Source organism: Maribacter sp. Asnod1-A12, from assembly GCF_045063735.1.
Classification (GTDB): Bacteria; Bacteroidota; Bacteroidia; order Flavobacteriales; family Flavobacteriaceae; genus Maribacter.
Map to the genome: position 1 here is coordinate 716,245 of NZ_JBEFNZ010000006.1, position 16,125 is coordinate 732,369.

Here is a 16,125-nt window from a genome sequence, read left to right on the forward strand (position 1 = left end):
TGCTAATTCATAAGAACGTAAACTAAATTTAAAATGGCGAGAGTCGAAGTAAAACAATTATTAGAAGCAGGTGTACATTTTGGTCACCTAACAAGAAAGTGGAATCCAAACATGGCTCCTTACATCTACATGGAGCGTAATGGTATTCACGTAATCAACCTTTACAAAACAGTTGCAAAATTAGACGAGACCAATGAGGCTCTTAGCAAAATTGCAGCATCAGGTAGAAAAATACTTTTCGTAGCTACCAAAAAACAAGCAAAAGATATCGTTGCTGAAAAAGCAGCAGCAGTAAACATGCCTTACATCACAGAAAGATGGCCAGGCGGTATGTTAACAAACTTTGTTACTATCCGTAAAGCTGTTAAGAAAATGGCTTCTATTGATCGTATGAAGAAAGATGGTACTTTCCTTACATTATCTAAGAAAGAAAGATTGCAAGTTGATCGTTTACGCGCAAAATTAGAAAAGAACTTAGGTTCTATTTCTGAAATGACTCGTTTACCAGGTGCTTTGTTCATTGTTGATACAATGAGAGAACACATTGCAGTAAAAGAAGCTCAAAAATTGAACATTCCTATTTTCGCAATGGTAGATACCAACTGTGACCCTAGAGATGTAGATTACCTTATACCTTCTAACGATGATGCATCAAAGTCTATTGATATCATTATGACAGAAGTTGCCAACGCAGTAGCTGAAGGTCTTGCAGAACGTAAGGCTGAAAAAGGTAACTCTGAAGAGAAAAAAGAAAAAGCTCCTAAGAAAAAAGTAGCAGCTGAAAAGCCAGCTCCAGCTCCGGCTAAGGTTGATACTAAACCTGCACCAATGGTTGCTAACGTACCAGACGTTGAAGTAAATGTTGAGGCTACAAAAGAAGCAGTAGCTAAAGATGTGAATGCTGATGATTTAACAAAAGTTGAAGGTATTGGACCAAAAGCTGCCGAAGCATTAGTTGCTGCAGGTATCGCTACATTCGCAGACCTTTCTAAAGGTGAAGCTGAAAAGATCAAAGAAATCTTAACAGAAGCAAGTTCTAGAATGGCTCATTTAGATCCTACCTCTTGGCCAAAGCAAGCTAAAATGGCTGCTGATGGTAAATGGGACGAACTTAAAGAATGGCAAGACAACACTAAAGGTGGTGTAGAATAAGTTTTTCTATTTTTGATATAAATAAATCTAAGAACAACCCTTTAAAACGGGTATCCTAAAAGAAAATAAAATGGCAAAAATTACCGCCGCAGAAGTAAATAAATTAAGAAAGGCGACTGGCGCTGGAATGATGGATTGTAAAAACGCTTTGGTCGAGGCCGAAGGTGATTTTGACAAAGCCATTGAAGTGCTTCGTAAAAAAGGGCAAAAAGTAGCAGCAAAAAGAGCAGACAGAGATTCATCTGAAGGTGCTGCGATTGCTAAGTTAAATTCTGACCAAACTGTGGGTGTTGCTATAGTACTTGGTTGTGAAACTGATTTCGTTGGTAAAAACGAGAACTTTATTTCTCTTGCCAACCAATTAGCTGAAATAGCACTTAGCTGTAACTCTAAAGAAGAGCTTTTAGCTGCTGATTTTGGAGGTATGACAGTTGCTGACAAATTAGTTGAACAAACTGGTGTTATTGGTGAAAAATTAGAAATCACTGCTTTTGAAAAGTTAGAAGCGCCATATGTTGGTTCTTACGTTCACATTAACAAAATCGCTGCTTTAGTTGGTCTTTCCGCTAAAGTTGAGACTGCTGATGTATTGGCTAAAGACGTTTCTATGCAAGTTGCTTCTATGGGTGCAACTACATTATCTTATAAAGATTTTGACCCTACGTTCGTAGCTGCTGAAACAGAGGCTAGAATAGCTGTTATTGAAAAAGACAACGAAGAACTAGGTCGTTTAGGTAAAACACTTAAAAATGTACCTCAGTATATTTCTATGTCGCAGTTAACTCCTGAAGTTATGGCTAAAGCAGAAGAAGATGCTAAAGCGCAATTACAAGCTGAAGGTAAACCAGAGAAAATTTGGGATAAAATTCTTCCAGGAAAAATGGAAAGATTCGTATCTGATAATACTACTTTGGACCAAGAACAGTGTTTATTAGACCAAAACTTCATTAAGGATGAGAAAATCAACGTAGCTAAATATGTTGAGTCTCATGGTGATGTTTCTGTTTTAGGTTTTAAACGTGTAACCGTAGGTTAATTACAATACAACTAACTCAATAAAAAACCGTCTTACTGTAAAAAGTAGACGGTTTTTTTATTTTCAATATTTTACTTATCTCCTAATTTTTCAACCAAGCATTTCGCAACTTAACGGTTTCTTCAATTACCCCTTCTAACGGAACAATTTTCCTGACCTTCTTTAAAGGTTGCCCTACTGGTCCTTCTACAGATATCATTTCCCCGTCTCTTTCTACAGTCATGCTTACTACGGTTTCTGGTGTCCAACCAAAGCTTTCACCTATTATCGGACGTAGGGTTTCTAAATTAATATCTTGGCCATTGATAACCCTAAAAATATCGCCACCCTTCAATTTTAAATCATCAAAGAAAGAATTCAAGGCTATATTCTTACGAATAAATACTACACTGTCATTTTTAACATCAACATCCATATAAGGCACTTGACCATCAAAAAAGTAACCGGTAGGCTCCTCAACATTCTTTGTCACTAAACCAACCTTAGCAAAATACACATCATAATCTATAGGTGTTGTACCAATTACATGCCGCTTAAAGAAAGTATCAACTTCAGGATATGTAATGGAAACAATTTCCCCAAATAAAGCTTCATCTTCAAAAGGAACGTCTGTACCATATTTTTTAGACAACTCTTTCATTAACCAAAGCATACTCTTCTCCCCTCCACTCTTCTCTCTCAATATAATATCTAGACACATATTTATTAAAGCTCCTTTCTCATATACGTTGGCATAATTAGGTTCATAAGGCTGTTCCAATATATTTTTACTCATAACAGTAAAAGACATACTATCATCATAGAATTTTGAATTAGTGATTTTAGCCAACATACGTTCGTAAAAATCCTCTTCAGTAATTAGACCTTGCTGAATCTGAAATAAATTAGCAAAGTACTCTGTAGTGCCCTCATACATCCATAAATGTTCAGACATTTTTGGGTCGTTAAAATCAAAATACTGAATCTCTTTAGAGTGAACGGATAGCGGTGTAACTATATGAAAAAACTCATGAGAAACCACATCTACCATAGCCTGTTCTAAACGTCCAATATCCATCGCTTCTGGTAACACAACCACAGTAGAGGTATGATGTTCTAGTGCTCCAAACCCATGAGCATCTGGCACAGTATTATCAGACATATATAATAAGATGTCATATTCCTTTGTACTATCAACATCTCCTAAAAATTTCTTTTGAGCACCCATCATAGCCACCATTCTATCTTTTAAATCAGACGCCTTGTAAACGTTATTAGGCGAAAAAAGACTTAAGGTTACCGTAATACCATTTATCTCAAAAGACTCTGTATTTGGTTTTGCATACATTATTGGGTTATCAATTACTTCAAAATAACGATTTGCCTTAAAAGCATCCCACAAAGGATCTGGCTTATTATTTACTTCTCTAGCAAGCGTAGTAGTACCTACTAAATCTGTTGGCTTTTTAATCTGAATAGCATAAGGTATTTCTTTGAACCCATCAAAATAACCTACAAATCCATGAAGATTAAGCATAAAATTGCTATCCTTTGAGATATTGGTACCTGCCGGTGAGAAAACAGCATCATCTACTTCATCCTCCGTATCATAAGTATCATTTACCCAATATTGAACTTTATCTAACTGAGCAGCATTTGAAATACTCCAAGAGTTATCATCTAGTTTAGTGCTAGGCAGAACATTCCCTTTATAATCTAGCGCTTCAAAATCTTCAATATACTTACCGTAATTATCGGAACTATATGTTCCAGGCACAGTCTTAGGTATTCTAAATATGACCGTTGAAGTTGTAAACGCTCCAGGGTTGATCCCTACCTGAACTTTATCTTCAACAACATTTACCAAATCAATAGAGGTGACCACGGGACTATTCTCGACAGACAAAAGAACCTTACCTGCCCCGCAAGCGTTTAGTAGCAACGCAGTGGCAATAATTAATACATTTTTCTTCATAAAAAACTTCATATGTGAATATTTAAAATCAATGATATCAAAGATAGATAATATGCAAGGACAACATCTCAACGATTTATGTTTTGCTTCAACCAAATATTGACTACACCCATCAAATATTTTCATTATTTTTGATGGCAAATAAAAAATTAAGATGCACTACAAAAGAATTCTTCTAAAACTAAGCGGTGAAGCCTTAATGGGCGAAAAGCAATACGGAATAGACTCTAATCGTCTAAATGAATATGCGGAAGAAATTAAAGAAGTAGTTGAAAAAGGTATTGAAGTTGCCATAGTTATTGGTGGCGGTAATATTTTTCGTGGCTTAGCAGGTGCAGCAACAGGAATGGACAGAGTACAAGGTGATCACATGGGAATGTTGGCAACCGTAATCAATGGCTTAGCATTACAAAGTGCATTAGAAATGAACGGTATACAAACCAGATTACAAAGTGCCATTAAAATCAATGAAGTTGCCGAGCCTTTCATTAGAAGACGTGCCATGAGGCATTTAGAAAAAGGAAGAGTTGTTATCTTTGGTGGAGGAACAGGTAACCCATATTTTACCACGGATTCTGCAGCTGTACTAAGGGCTATTGAAATAGAAGCCGATGTAATTCTAAAGGGAACCCGTGTAGATGGTATTTACACTGCCGATCCAGAAAAGGATAAAAGTGCTACGAAATTTGATAATATCTCTTTTTCAGAGGTACTTACAAAAGGACTAAAGGTGATGGATACTACAGCCTTTACACTAAGTCAAGAGAATGAACTACCAATTGTAGTTTTTGATATGAACAAAAAAGGAAACTTGCTAAAAATTGTTGACGGCCAAACTATTGGTACAACGGTCAACCTATAATTTTCGGTATAGTTTATGTTATTGCGATAGTAATATAATTATTATATGAACGAAGAAGTACAATTTATATTAGACGCTACAAAGGAAGGCATGAATGCCGCCATAGCTCACCTAGAAAGAGAATTTTTGAAGATAAGAGCTGGAAAAGCCAGCCCAACAATGTTATCATCGGTAATGGTTGATTATTACGGATCACAAACTCCGTTAGCTCAGGTAGCCAATGTAAACACCCCAGATGGTAGAACCATTTCTGTTCAACCATGGGAAAAGAATATGCTTCAAGAAATTGAAAAAGCAATTATGAACGCCAACCTAGGTTTTAACCCTATGAACAATGGCGACATGATTATCATCAACGTTCCGCCATTAACAGAAGAACGAAGAATACAACTTACCAAGCAAGCCAAGGCAGAAGCTGAACATGCAAAAGTAGGTGTACGAAGCGCAAGGCAAGATGCAAACAAAGAAATTAAGGATTTAGATATTTCTGAAGATTTTCAAAAAAATGCCACTGCGGATGTTCAAGATTTAACTGATGCTTTCACAAAGAAAATCGAAGACTTCTTACTTAAGAAAGAAGCTGAGATTATGAAAGTATAACCAAGAAATTTATAATTATCATTTAAAGCTACCTAAACTAGGTAGCTTTATTTTTTTTGTAAAAAATTTAAACTTTTCAATTTAGGAACAGATGTAGCTAATAGTTACCTTTGCGACCTGCAAAAACAGTTATGGTAGCTAAACTTACGAAAGGATTTTGGCCTAAAACGGCAAACATAATTCTACGAAACAGAATCCTGATTTTACTCTTGATTGCCGGTTTTACCGTTTTTATGGGTTGGCAATGGCAATACATGCGATTCTCTAGCTCGCAAACAAACTTACTGCCAGATGATCACCCCGTAAATGTTCAATATCAAGATTTTCTAAGCAAATTTGGAGAAGAGGGTAATGCGGTTGTTTTCGCCATACGTGATAGTGCCTTGTTTACACCTGCCAATTTTAACCGTTGGAACAAGCTTAGCAAACAACTTGCCGCTTTCCCAGAAGTGGAATTTGTTGTTTCAACAGACAATTTAAAAGAGCTTATAAAAGACAAAGAGAAGCAAGAATTTGTAATGCGCCCTTTAATAAATGGCGAACTAAAATCTAAAAAAGAAATAGATAGCATTACCAATCATCTTTTTAACGACATACCATTTTACGACAATCTACTTTACAATAAGGAAAGTAAAACAATAAGAACCATTGTTAATCTAGATAAGGATATTGTAAATACCTCGGTTAGAAAAGACTTCATTTTACAGGACATAAACACATTGGTCAAAAAATTTGAAGAAGAGACCAATTTGGACGTTCACATATCAGGTATGCCCTATGTGAGAACAATGAACTCCCAAAATATCATTGATGAAATTGGTAAATTTATTTTGGCGGCACTTGGTGTTACCTCGTTGATTTTCTTCTTTTTCTTCAGAAGTATCAGAGCTACGTTCATTTCTATGTGTGTGGTGATTATTGGTGTAATGTGGGCTTTTGGTTTACTTGGTTTGTTGCAATATGAAATAACCGTTCTTACTGCACTTATTCCACCTTTAATTATTGTTATAGGTATACCCAATTGTATCTTTTTGATAAATAAATACCAGCAAGAAGTCAAGAAACACGGTAACCAAGCATTGTCACTACAACGAGTTATTTCTAAGATTGGAAATGCTACCTTGATGACCAACATTACGACCGCATCAGGCTTTGCTACTTTCATTGTAACTGACAGTACCTTATTAAAAGAATTCGGTATAGTTGCCTCTATTAATATCATAGGCATATTTGTTTTATCGCTATTGATCATCCCCATTATTTATAGTTTTATGCCGCTTCCAAAAACAAAGCATTTAAAACATTTAAATAAAAAGTGGATTGATGCCTTTGTTCAGTGGATGGAACGTATTGTAAGACATAGAAGAATTACGGTGTATATAGTTTCTATATCGTTATTGGTAATAAGTATTATAGGAATTTATCAAATAAGAATATCAGGAAGCCCTATTGAAGACATGCCCAAGAATGCTGAATTCTTTCATGACATTCGTTTTTTTGAAAAAGAGTTTAAAGGTATTATGCCTGTAGAAATTGTAGTAGACACTAAAACTCCTAAAGGCGTTTTAAAACCTGTTACTCTTAAGCGCATGAACCAACTTGGGGAAGTTATTGAAGAAATTCCAGAACTCTCTACACCTGTTTCTGTCGTGAATTTGGTAAAGTATTCTAAACAAGCTTTCTATAATGGTATTCCAAAATATTATCAATTACCTACCAGTCAAGAAAATACGTTCATTATGGATGTTGCCCGTAAATCTGGTGATAATGGCGATTTATTAAAAGCCTTTGTAGACAGCACGGGACAAACAGCCAGAATGACGACTTTCATGCGCGATGTCAATACCAGCCGTATGGAGGAAATAGAAGAGCGTTTATTAGAGAACATTACAAAGATATTCCCAGCTGAGCGATATAATGTTTACATGACGGGTAGTGCATTATTGTTCTTAAAAGGAACTAAGTACTTGGTAAAAAACCTTATCATGTCACTTGCTTTGGCTATTGGGTTAATTGCCTTATTTATGGCTTACTTGTTTAGATCATTTAGAATGATCGTTATTTCATTGATTCCTAACTTATTGCCCCTAGTGATAACCGCTGGTATAATGGGCTTTGTTGGCGTTCCAATAAAACCATCAACCATTTTGGTATTTAGTATCGCCTTTGGTATATCGGTAGATGACACCATACACTTTCTCGCAAAGTATAGACAAGAACTCACGGCCAACAATTGGCGCATAGAAAAATCGGTTTATAACGCATTAAGGGAAACAGGGGTTAGTATGTTCTACACCTCAATTGTATTATTTTTCGGTTTCTCAGTTTTTGTAATATCTAATTTCGGTGGCACCGTAGCACTAGGCTCTTTAGTTTCAGCAACATTGTTATTAGCCATGTTGGCTAATTTAATTTTATTGCCTTCACTACTCTTGTCACTGGAAAAAAGTATCGCTAACAAACAAACACTTAAAAAACCACAAATAGATATTTTACCACAAGATGAAAATAATAACCAATAAAATTATTTCATCTCAAGTTATATAGCTATTTAAGCTCTCTATTTTTTAACAAAATCCTATCTTTGGGACTATAATTTTCAATTCAAGATCATGCGTTTAGCAACAATAAAAGAATTACTAGCAAGTAAGAACTTACTACAAGAAGTAACAATTAAAGGTTGGGTAAGAACCTTTAGAAGTAATAGATTTATAGCATTGAACGATGGCTCTACCTTAGGCACCATTCAGTGTGTTGTTGATTTTGAAAATTTTGACGAAGAGCTATTAAAAAAAGTAAATACTGGTGCTGCATTAAAAGTAACGGGAACGCTTGTTGAAAGTCAAGGTCGCGGACAATCTGTAGAGATTCAGGTTAGCGCTTTAGAGGTATTGGGTGTAGCTGATCCAGAAGAATATCCTATTCAACCTAAAAAACACTCCTTAGAATTTCTTAGAGAAAAAGCACATTTAAGAATACGTACTAACACATTTGCAGCAATTATGCGTGTTAGATCTACTTTATCTTTTGCTATACACAACTACTTTAGAGAAAATGGTTTCAACTATTTTCATGCTCCTATTATTACGGGATCAGATGCAGAAGGTGCTGGTGAAATGTTCAGAGTAACCACACTTGATGAAAAAAATCCACCGTTAACGGAAGAAGGCGAAGTTAATTATAAAGAAGACTTTTTTGGAAAAGAAACCAACTTAACGGTATCTGGTCAACTAGAAGCTGAAGCTTACGCTATGGCTTTAGGAAAAGTGTATACATTTGGACCAACATTTAGAGCTGAAAATTCTAATACATCTAGGCATTTAGCTGAATTTTGGATGATAGAACCAGAAATGGCTTTCTTTGATTTAGATGCTAATATGGACTTGGCGGAGGACTTTATTAAGAATGTTATTTCTTATACTTTAGAACATTGTCAAGAAGATTTAGAGTTCTTAGAAAAGAGATTGTTAGACGAAGAAAAAAGCAAGCCGCAAGCTCAACGTAGTGAAATGCCTTTAATTGAAAAGTTAAAGTTCGTAGCAGATAACAACTTCAAAAGAGTTAGTTACACTGAAGCTATAGATATTCTTAAAAATTGCAAGCCCAATAAAAAGAAAAAATTCTCATATATAATAGAAGAATGGGGTGCCGATCTACAAAGTGAACATGAACGTTATTTAGTAGAAAAACATTTTAAATGTCCTGTAATATTGTTTGATTATCCTGCAAAAATCAAAGCTTTTTACATGCGTTTAAACGAAGACGGAAAGACTGTTAGAGCCATGGATATTCTATTCCCTGGTATTGGCGAAATAGTTGGTGGATCTCAAAGAGAAGAGCGTTTAGATGTATTAAAGGAGAAGGTTAAGGAACTGGGCATTGACGAAAAAGAACTTTGGTGGTATTTAGATTTGAGAAAATTTGGAACTGCAGAGCATAGTGGATTTGGACTTGGTTTTGAACGATTAGTTCTTTTCGCTACAGGTATGGGCAATATTAGAGATGTAATACCGTTTCCTAGAACACCGCAGAATGCTGAATTCTAAGCGGATTTAATTACTTTTACAAGTACTAGATTAAAGTAATGCTAAAACAACATTTATCTTTTAAACTTTCCCAAAAGTTATCTCCCCAGCAAATTCAATTGATGAAGCTGATTCAATTGCCTACGCAGGCTTTTGAACAACGCCTAAAACAAGAATTAGAGGAGAATCCTGCTTTAGAAACCGGTAAAGAAGATGTTGAAAGCACTACCGATGATTATGATGATGTTTATGATGATGCATCAGACAACGAAACCATCAACACAGAAGATATCAATATAGACGATTATCTGAGTGATGATGAAATTCCTGATTATCGTACCAAAGCAAATAACTACAGTTCTGACGATGAGGAAAAAAGTGTTCCTTATGCTGCAGGTATTTCATTCAACCAGCATTTATTAAATCAGCTAAATACCGTTTATCTAACAGATGATGAATGGAACATTGCCGAGTTCTTAGTAGGTAGTGTAGATGAAAGTGGATACATACGTAGACCAATAGCCGACATTATGGACGATTTGGCTTTTACACAAAATGTATACACAGACGAAGAAACCATAACTAAAATACTGGGCATAGTTCAAGAGCTAGACCCACCAGGTGTTGGTGCAAGATCCTTAGAAGAATGTTTGATCATACAACTGGAACGCAAAGAAATTACACCAAGTATTGAGCTTGCTACGGATATTCTTAGAAAATCATTTGAGCACTTTACCAAAAAACATTATCAAAAATTAATTCAAAAACATAATATAACCGAAGCTGAGCTAAAAGAGGCAATCGGAGAAATTGAAAAATTAAATCCTAAGCCAGGTGGTTCCTATTCTGGAAACAACAGAATTGTAGAGCACGTTGTACCTGATTTTGCAATAAGAATTACAGAAGGTGAATTAGAACTTACCCTCAATGGCAGAAATGCACCAGAATTACATGTATCTAGAGAGTATAGCAATATGCTCAAAGGCTACAAAGAAGCCAAGGAGAAGTCTAAATCCCAGAAAGACACAGTAATGTTCATTAAGCAGAAATTAGACGCTGCTAAATGGTTTATAGACGCTATTAGACAACGTCAGCAGACATTGTTCATTACCATGAACTCAATTATGCAATATCAAAAAGAGTATTTCCTAACAGGAGATGAACGTAATTTAAGACCCATGATCTTAAAAGATATTGCAGATGAAATTGGCATGGATGTTTCTACCGTTTCAAGGGTAGCAAATAGCAAATATGTAGATACCCCTTATGGTACTAAACTTATTAAGGAGTACTTTTCCGAGTCAATGAAAAATGAACAAGGTGAAGATGTTTCTACTAAAGAGATAAAGAAAATTTTAGAAACAGTTATCCAAAATGAGCCTAAGAAAAAGCCATTAACCGATGACAAACTTGCAGCAATTCTAAAGGAAAAAGGATATCCTATTGCAAGAAGAACAGTTGCCAAATATAGAGAACAACTAAGTATTCCGGTAGCACGCATGAGAAAAGAAATCTAATGAAGGTTTTCTCTAACTTAATCTCATACATATTACACCCCCTTTTCATTCCAATAGGTGGTACTGTTGCCTATTTTCTTATAACTCCAAAATACACACCTTTAGAAATACAGAGTGCTAGCATTCTACCTATTTTTATATTAACGGTTATTATACCCATAATTACATTTTTAATATTGAAAAATTTGGGTCTAGTCCAATCAGTATCCCTAAACACTATACAAGAAAGAAAATACCCCCTTTATATTCATGCCTCCATTCTTCTTTTAATCCTCTACAAGGTCATTCCAAACAATTACGTGAGTGAGTTATACTTTTATTTTACGGGTTTATTAGGAGCCACTGTTGCCTGTATATTATTACTACTGTTTAATTTTAAAATCAGCTTACATACCGTTGGCGTAAGTGGTCTTTTAATGTATTTGATCAATCTAAGTATACACTTTGAAATCAATTTAATAATCGCAATAAGTTTATTTATTCTGTTTACGGGAAGTATTATAACCGCCAGACTTTATTTAAAAGCACACACAAGTATTGAAGTGATAGTTGGTCTGTTTATAGGGCTATTATCACAATTGTTAACCGTAAGGTTTTGGTTATAGAATATAAAAAATAAGTCCGATTCTAAGTGGACGATATTGCAATACCTCACCATTTACAGAAGCATTACCATCAAACAATTCGGTTAAAGAATAATAAGCATTTACATTAAAGGTATTATACCCAAAACTTAAAGTCAGACCGTATTGAAATTTTGTCAGATCGGTATTCTTGAAACCCTCACTAATATCATCTAAATCATACTTTGATCGAGCACCTAGCACATATGCAGCCTTAATACCACCATATATACGCCAAAACTTATATTCCTCTGATGTAGAATTCCGCCATCTAAACTCTAACGGAAACTCTAATAGGTGCGTTTCTAGCTTACTCCTAGTAATATCGTCATTGATACTATAAGATATCTCATCATCAGAAATATCTGCAACAAGATTTGAGTAATAACTGTTCAATGCCAAGCCTGCTCCTATACCTATAGCTTTAGTTCCTGCACGATTTAAAGGCAAATCTTTAATCACACCTGCTTGTAGACCATAAGATAAGTTACGTTGATTAGAACCCTCAGGATGATTTAAAATAAAATTGTAGGATAATCCTATGTAAAACTGATCTTCAAAATAACGTTCTTCCTCCACACTATTAGTTACTAACTGAGCATTGGAATAAAACGTGACCAAACAAAATAATAGGACAAAGCGCATGAAGTAAATTTAATGAAATAAAAAACGCTTCAAATAAATTTGAAGCGTTTTAAAAATGTAATATTCTACTTAACTAACTATTGTAGATTATTGAAAGCGTCACCTTCATAGGTAGTATAATTTACCTTTAAAGCGTTAACCTTTCTTAACTCTTGTTTAATATCGGAAATCAATCCCATATTAGCGTTCTTATCAACCTTAAGTGCAGTGGTCAATACATTTTGAATTTCCTGAGGCTTTTTAGCTCTTTCCATTAAAATATAATCACCAACTTCTGAAGGACTAGCAAATTTATCGTTTAATTGAATCTTTGGTTCAGTACCAAATGTTTTCTCATATTCTCTAGTTGGCTTACCAACATAAATATAGATCACACGGTCTTTCTTTTCCAATTTCTTTACTTCACTAGCGTTCGGAAGTACGTTTTCAACTTTCAAGGAACTATCTTTCATTACGGTTACCGTCATGAAAAAAAACAAAAGCATAAATACAATGTCAGGAAGGGAAGCTGTTGATACCGCTGGTACCTCTCCATCTTTTTTCTTTGCAAATTTTGACATAGTGTTACTTTTAATTTATTAATTATTCGCTTGAAGTTTCAGCTTCAGATAATTTCTGAGGAAATAAACCTTGTATTCTTGTTACCTTTTCTTTCAATTCCTCTTTTACAGAATCTTCAGTTTCAGGATTTAAATACTCAGCTTCCATTTCAACATACTCTTTTCCGAATAAACGTTTAGCTTCTCTATTTCTAAGATCGTTGTATGCACCTACCAATTCATTCTGAACTGTAATGTATGTACTATACTTAGTTTCACGATCATTCTTTAAAGATATAATTGCTTTCGTCGGGTTATCCGAAGATTCAGCATTACGTTTTCCTTTACAGTAGCTACAATAATCAGGACTTCCTGATGGTGCTCCACCGTTATCTAAAAACGCCATTGCTCTTTCACGCAATTTATCTATTGAAAGAATCTCATCTTCCACCAACAACTGACCATTTCGGTTAATATTTACCGTAAAAATGTTCTTTTGTTTAATAATTGGTGGTGCTTCCGTAGGTGGCTCCATTGGAGGTAACATACGATCCAATCCTGCATCAGTTTCAATAGTAGTTGTTACCAAGAAAAAGATAAGTAAAAGGAAAGCTATGTCCGCCATTGAACCCGCACTAACCTCTGGTGCTCCTGCTCTTCTAGCCATAGTTTTCTAATTTTATTATTTACTAAACATGTTTTTAACAGCTGGTATAATCAAAGATAATACAGCGATTATAGTAAGGATGAAAAATACATTCAATCCCATTCCTATATTCTTTATAGTACCTTCATCTGACATAGCAGCAAACTCAGGATCTACATCCGTTCCGCTAGCTAATACATAAGAAACTCCAACTACTAATAAAAAACCACCTACAACGAACAAAGTCTTTTTAAGACCTTGTGGATTTGAAAACAAGTTTTTTAAAGTAAACACTAAACTTACTACAACAGCTATTCCTAATAAAAGGTATGTAATAATAAACATTGTGTTCAAAGCTCCACTTGAAGCAGCTTCAGCTGCCGGCATATCTGAACTTGGTAATAAATACCATAGTATAGCACTTAATACACCTATAGCAATTAATGCTATTTTAATAATTTTTTGCATAATTTTTAGGTATTAAAAGTGATACTTATTTTTTGTGATCAACCAACATATCGATTAAAGTAATCGAAGAGTCTTCCATATCATTAACGATGCTATCAATTTTAGCGATAATGTAGTTATAGAAAATTTGAAGGATAATTGCCGTAATAAGACCAAATACCGTTGTTAATAATGCAACCTGAATATCACCTGCAATAAGAGATGCACTTAAGTTACCAACAGCTGCAATCTTTTGGAAGGCTGCGATCATACCGATTACCGTACCCATGAAACCAAGCATTGGTGCAATTGCGATAAATAAAGACAACCAAGAAACGTTCTTCTCTAATTGACCCATTTGAACACCACCATAAGCAACAACCGCTTTTTCAGCAGACTCAATGCTCTCACCAGCTCTATCTAAACCTTGGTAGTAGATAGATGCAACAGGTCCTTTTGTATTTCTACAAACCTCTTTTGCAGCCTCAACACCTCCAGATGCCAATGCGTCTTCAACTTGTTGTTTCAACTTGGCAGAATTTGTACTAGCCATGTTCAAATAAATAATTCTTTCAATAGCAACCGCCAAACCAAGAATCAAACATAAAAGAACGATACCCATGAAACCGGCACCACCTGTAATAAACATTTCTTTTAATAGTTGAGTAAAACCTCTTTCAGTTTCAGCTCCTCCTTCTTGAACTAGCAAAGCTACTGCTGCTACTTTTGCACTTACAATATTTGTACCTGCTACAAATGCCCCAGCGACTGCTAGGCTTGGGAATAATTTTTTCATTTTTTCAAACTTAAATTAGTTAGTTAATAGGGTTAAAGATAAAAAAAAAACAATATAAAAAAAGTAAAATTTACTTGCAGAGAGGAAGGGATTCGAACCCTCGATACCCTTTTGGGGTATACACACTTTCCAGGCGTGCGCCTTCGACCACTCGGCCACCTCTCTAAGATACCTTTTTTAAGGGTGGGCAAATAACAAAAAAAATATTGGTTTAAGAAATTAAAGCACTGTTAAATTTATAGCATCTCTCCACGTAGTGAAGTTTCAAAAACAGTTTTAAACAACTCATTAGAGATACCACTACCAAGTAAGTACATTGCCTTTGTAATGGCAGCCTCAGTTGTAATATCCTTACCATTAATAACTTGCATTTTTTTTAGCCTAGAACTAGTTTCATAATGCCCCATCATTACAGCGCCACCAGAACACTGCGTAACATTAATTATATGAATACCTTTATTTATTGCATTATTTAATTTCTCTAAAAACCATTCTTCCATAGGCGCATTTCCAGAACCATACGTCTCCAAAACCAGTGCTTTTAAATTTTCAGCTTGCAAAATTGCATCAATAACATTTTTGTTAATTCCCGGAAAAATTTTTAAAATCGCCACATTATCATCCATATTTCTATGAGATTTTAACGTTAATTTCTTTTTTTGAGGCAATAAATATTCATTAAAAACGGTCAAATGCACTCCTGATTCTATTAGATGAGGATAATTTAACGAAGCGAAAGCCTGAAAATGTTCAGCATTTATCTTCGTAGTTCTATTAGCACGATACAATTTATACTCAAAATAAAGTCCGACTTCTTGAATTACCGCCTTCCTCTTTTCACATAATGCTGCAATTTGAATAGCAGTTATTAAATTTTCTTTAGCATCGGTTCTTAAATCACCAATAGGCAATTGAGACCCTGTCAATATTACAGGTTTTGAAAGATTCTCTAGCAAAAAACTCAATGCGGATGCCGTGTAACTCATAGTATCACTACCATGCAATACCACAAATCCGTCATAATCATGATATTTCTCTGTAATAATATCAGATATTGCCACCCAATGCGTAGGGTTCATATTAGAAGAATCTATTGGATGATCAAAAGAAAAACTAGATATAGTACAATCTAATTGATTAAGCTCAGGTATATTCTTCACCAACTGCGAAAAATCAAAAGCTTTTAAGGCACCAGAAGTATAATCTTTCATCATACCTATAGTACCTCCCGTATAAATCAATAATATATTTCTTTTATCTACACCCAAACCCATTTCTTATTT

General features: G+C 34.9%; 14 protein-coding genes and 1 tRNA gene. 7 read left to right on the forward strand and 8 right to left on the reverse strand.

Going from position 1 to position 16,125, the window contains the following annotated elements; genetic code table 11:
- The first annotated feature begins 33 nt into the window (after positions 1-33).
- Both rpsB and tsf read left to right on the forward strand, forming a co-directional pair.
- Positions 34-1,152 carry a 30S ribosomal protein S2 gene (gene rpsB, locus ACJJVP_RS03065; RefSeq protein ID WP_405410644.1) on the forward strand — a complete coding sequence of 373 codons (1,119 nt, stop codon included), beginning with the start codon at positions 34-36 and terminating at the stop codon, positions 1,150-1,152.
- Positions 1,153-1,222: 70 nt separating this feature from the next.
- A complete protein-coding gene (tsf, locus tag ACJJVP_RS03070) occupies positions 1,223-2,188 on the forward strand; it encodes a translation elongation factor Ts (RefSeq protein WP_036151832.1) in 966 nt (321 codons plus the stop codon).
- 82 nt (positions 2,189-2,270) lie between these two features.
- Here tsf and ACJJVP_RS03075 read toward each other — a convergent pair whose 3' ends face one another.
- Positions 2,271-4,154: a peptidase M61 gene (locus ACJJVP_RS03075; RefSeq protein WP_405410646.1), complete on the reverse strand. Its 1,884-nt coding sequence runs from the start codon at positions 4,152-4,154 to the stop codon at positions 2,271-2,273.
- Positions 4,155-4,296: 142 nt separating this feature from the next.
- Here ACJJVP_RS03075 and pyrH point away from each other — a divergent pair, with 142 nt between their 5' ends.
- The 5 genes from pyrH to rpoN all read left to right on the forward strand — a co-directional run bounded on the left by pyrH (position 4,297) and on the right by rpoN (position 11,146).
- Positions 4,297-5,004: a UMP kinase gene (gene pyrH, locus ACJJVP_RS03080; RefSeq protein ID WP_036151830.1), complete on the forward strand. Its 708-nt coding sequence runs from the start codon at positions 4,297-4,299 to the stop codon at positions 5,002-5,004.
- A gap of 45 nt (positions 5,005-5,049) precedes the next feature.
- Positions 5,050-5,604 (forward strand): ribosome recycling factor, encoded by a 555-nt coding sequence (gene frr / locus ACJJVP_RS03085; RefSeq protein WP_405410648.1) that lies wholly within the window; start codon positions 5,050-5,052, stop codon positions 5,602-5,604.
- A 131-nt stretch (positions 5,605-5,735) separates the two neighbouring features.
- Positions 5,736-8,126, forward strand: a complete 2,391-nt coding sequence (locus tag ACJJVP_RS03090; protein WP_405410649.1) for an RND family transporter — start codon at positions 5,736-5,738, stop codon at positions 8,124-8,126.
- A 90-nt stretch (positions 8,127-8,216) separates the two neighbouring features.
- Positions 8,217-9,650 (forward strand): asparagine--tRNA ligase, encoded by a 1,434-nt coding sequence (gene asnS / locus ACJJVP_RS03095; protein WP_405410651.1) that lies wholly within the window; start codon positions 8,217-8,219, stop codon positions 9,648-9,650.
- 38 nt (positions 9,651-9,688) lie between these two features.
- Complete coding sequence (gene rpoN / locus ACJJVP_RS03100) at positions 9,689-11,146, forward strand: RNA polymerase factor sigma-54 (protein ID WP_036151821.1); 1,458 nt, start codon at positions 9,689-9,691, stop codon at positions 11,144-11,146.
- A gap of 599 nt (positions 11,147-11,745) precedes the next feature.
- On the opposite strand, the gene ACJJVP_RS03105 is transcribed toward rpoN, so the two are convergent.
- The 7 genes from ACJJVP_RS03105 to ACJJVP_RS03135 form a co-directional block, all read right to left on the reverse strand.
- Positions 11,746-12,414, reverse strand: a complete 669-nt coding sequence (locus ACJJVP_RS03105) for a porin family protein (protein WP_405410653.1) — start codon at positions 12,412-12,414, stop codon at positions 11,746-11,748.
- A gap of 77 nt (positions 12,415-12,491) precedes the next feature.
- Positions 12,492-12,974 (reverse strand): biopolymer transporter ExbD, encoded by a 483-nt coding sequence (locus tag ACJJVP_RS03110; protein WP_076547258.1) that lies wholly within the window; start codon positions 12,972-12,974, stop codon positions 12,492-12,494.
- A 22-nt stretch (positions 12,975-12,996) separates the two neighbouring features.
- Entirely contained in the window at positions 12,997-13,620 is a 624-nt protein-coding gene (locus ACJJVP_RS03115; RefSeq protein ID WP_405410655.1) for an ExbD/TolR family protein, read from the reverse strand.
- Between the two features lie 15 nt (positions 13,621-13,635).
- On the reverse strand, positions 13,636-14,067 hold the full coding sequence (locus tag ACJJVP_RS03120) for a hypothetical protein (protein WP_348353261.1): 432 nt from the start codon (positions 14,065-14,067) through the stop codon (positions 13,636-13,638).
- A gap of 25 nt (positions 14,068-14,092) precedes the next feature.
- On the reverse strand, positions 14,093-14,842 hold the full coding sequence (locus tag ACJJVP_RS03125; protein WP_396632252.1) for a MotA/TolQ/ExbB proton channel family protein: 750 nt from the start codon (positions 14,840-14,842) through the stop codon (positions 14,093-14,095).
- A 77-nt stretch (positions 14,843-14,919) separates the two neighbouring features.
- Positions 14,920-15,007, reverse strand: a tRNA-Ser gene (locus tag ACJJVP_RS03130).
- A gap of 71 nt (positions 15,008-15,078) precedes the next feature.
- The gene (locus tag ACJJVP_RS03135) at positions 15,079-16,116 is read right to left on the reverse strand and encodes an asparaginase (protein WP_405410658.1); all 1,038 of its coding nucleotides are present in this window, start codon (positions 16,114-16,116) and stop codon (positions 15,079-15,081) included.
- Between the last annotated feature and the right edge of the window lie 9 nt (positions 16,117-16,125).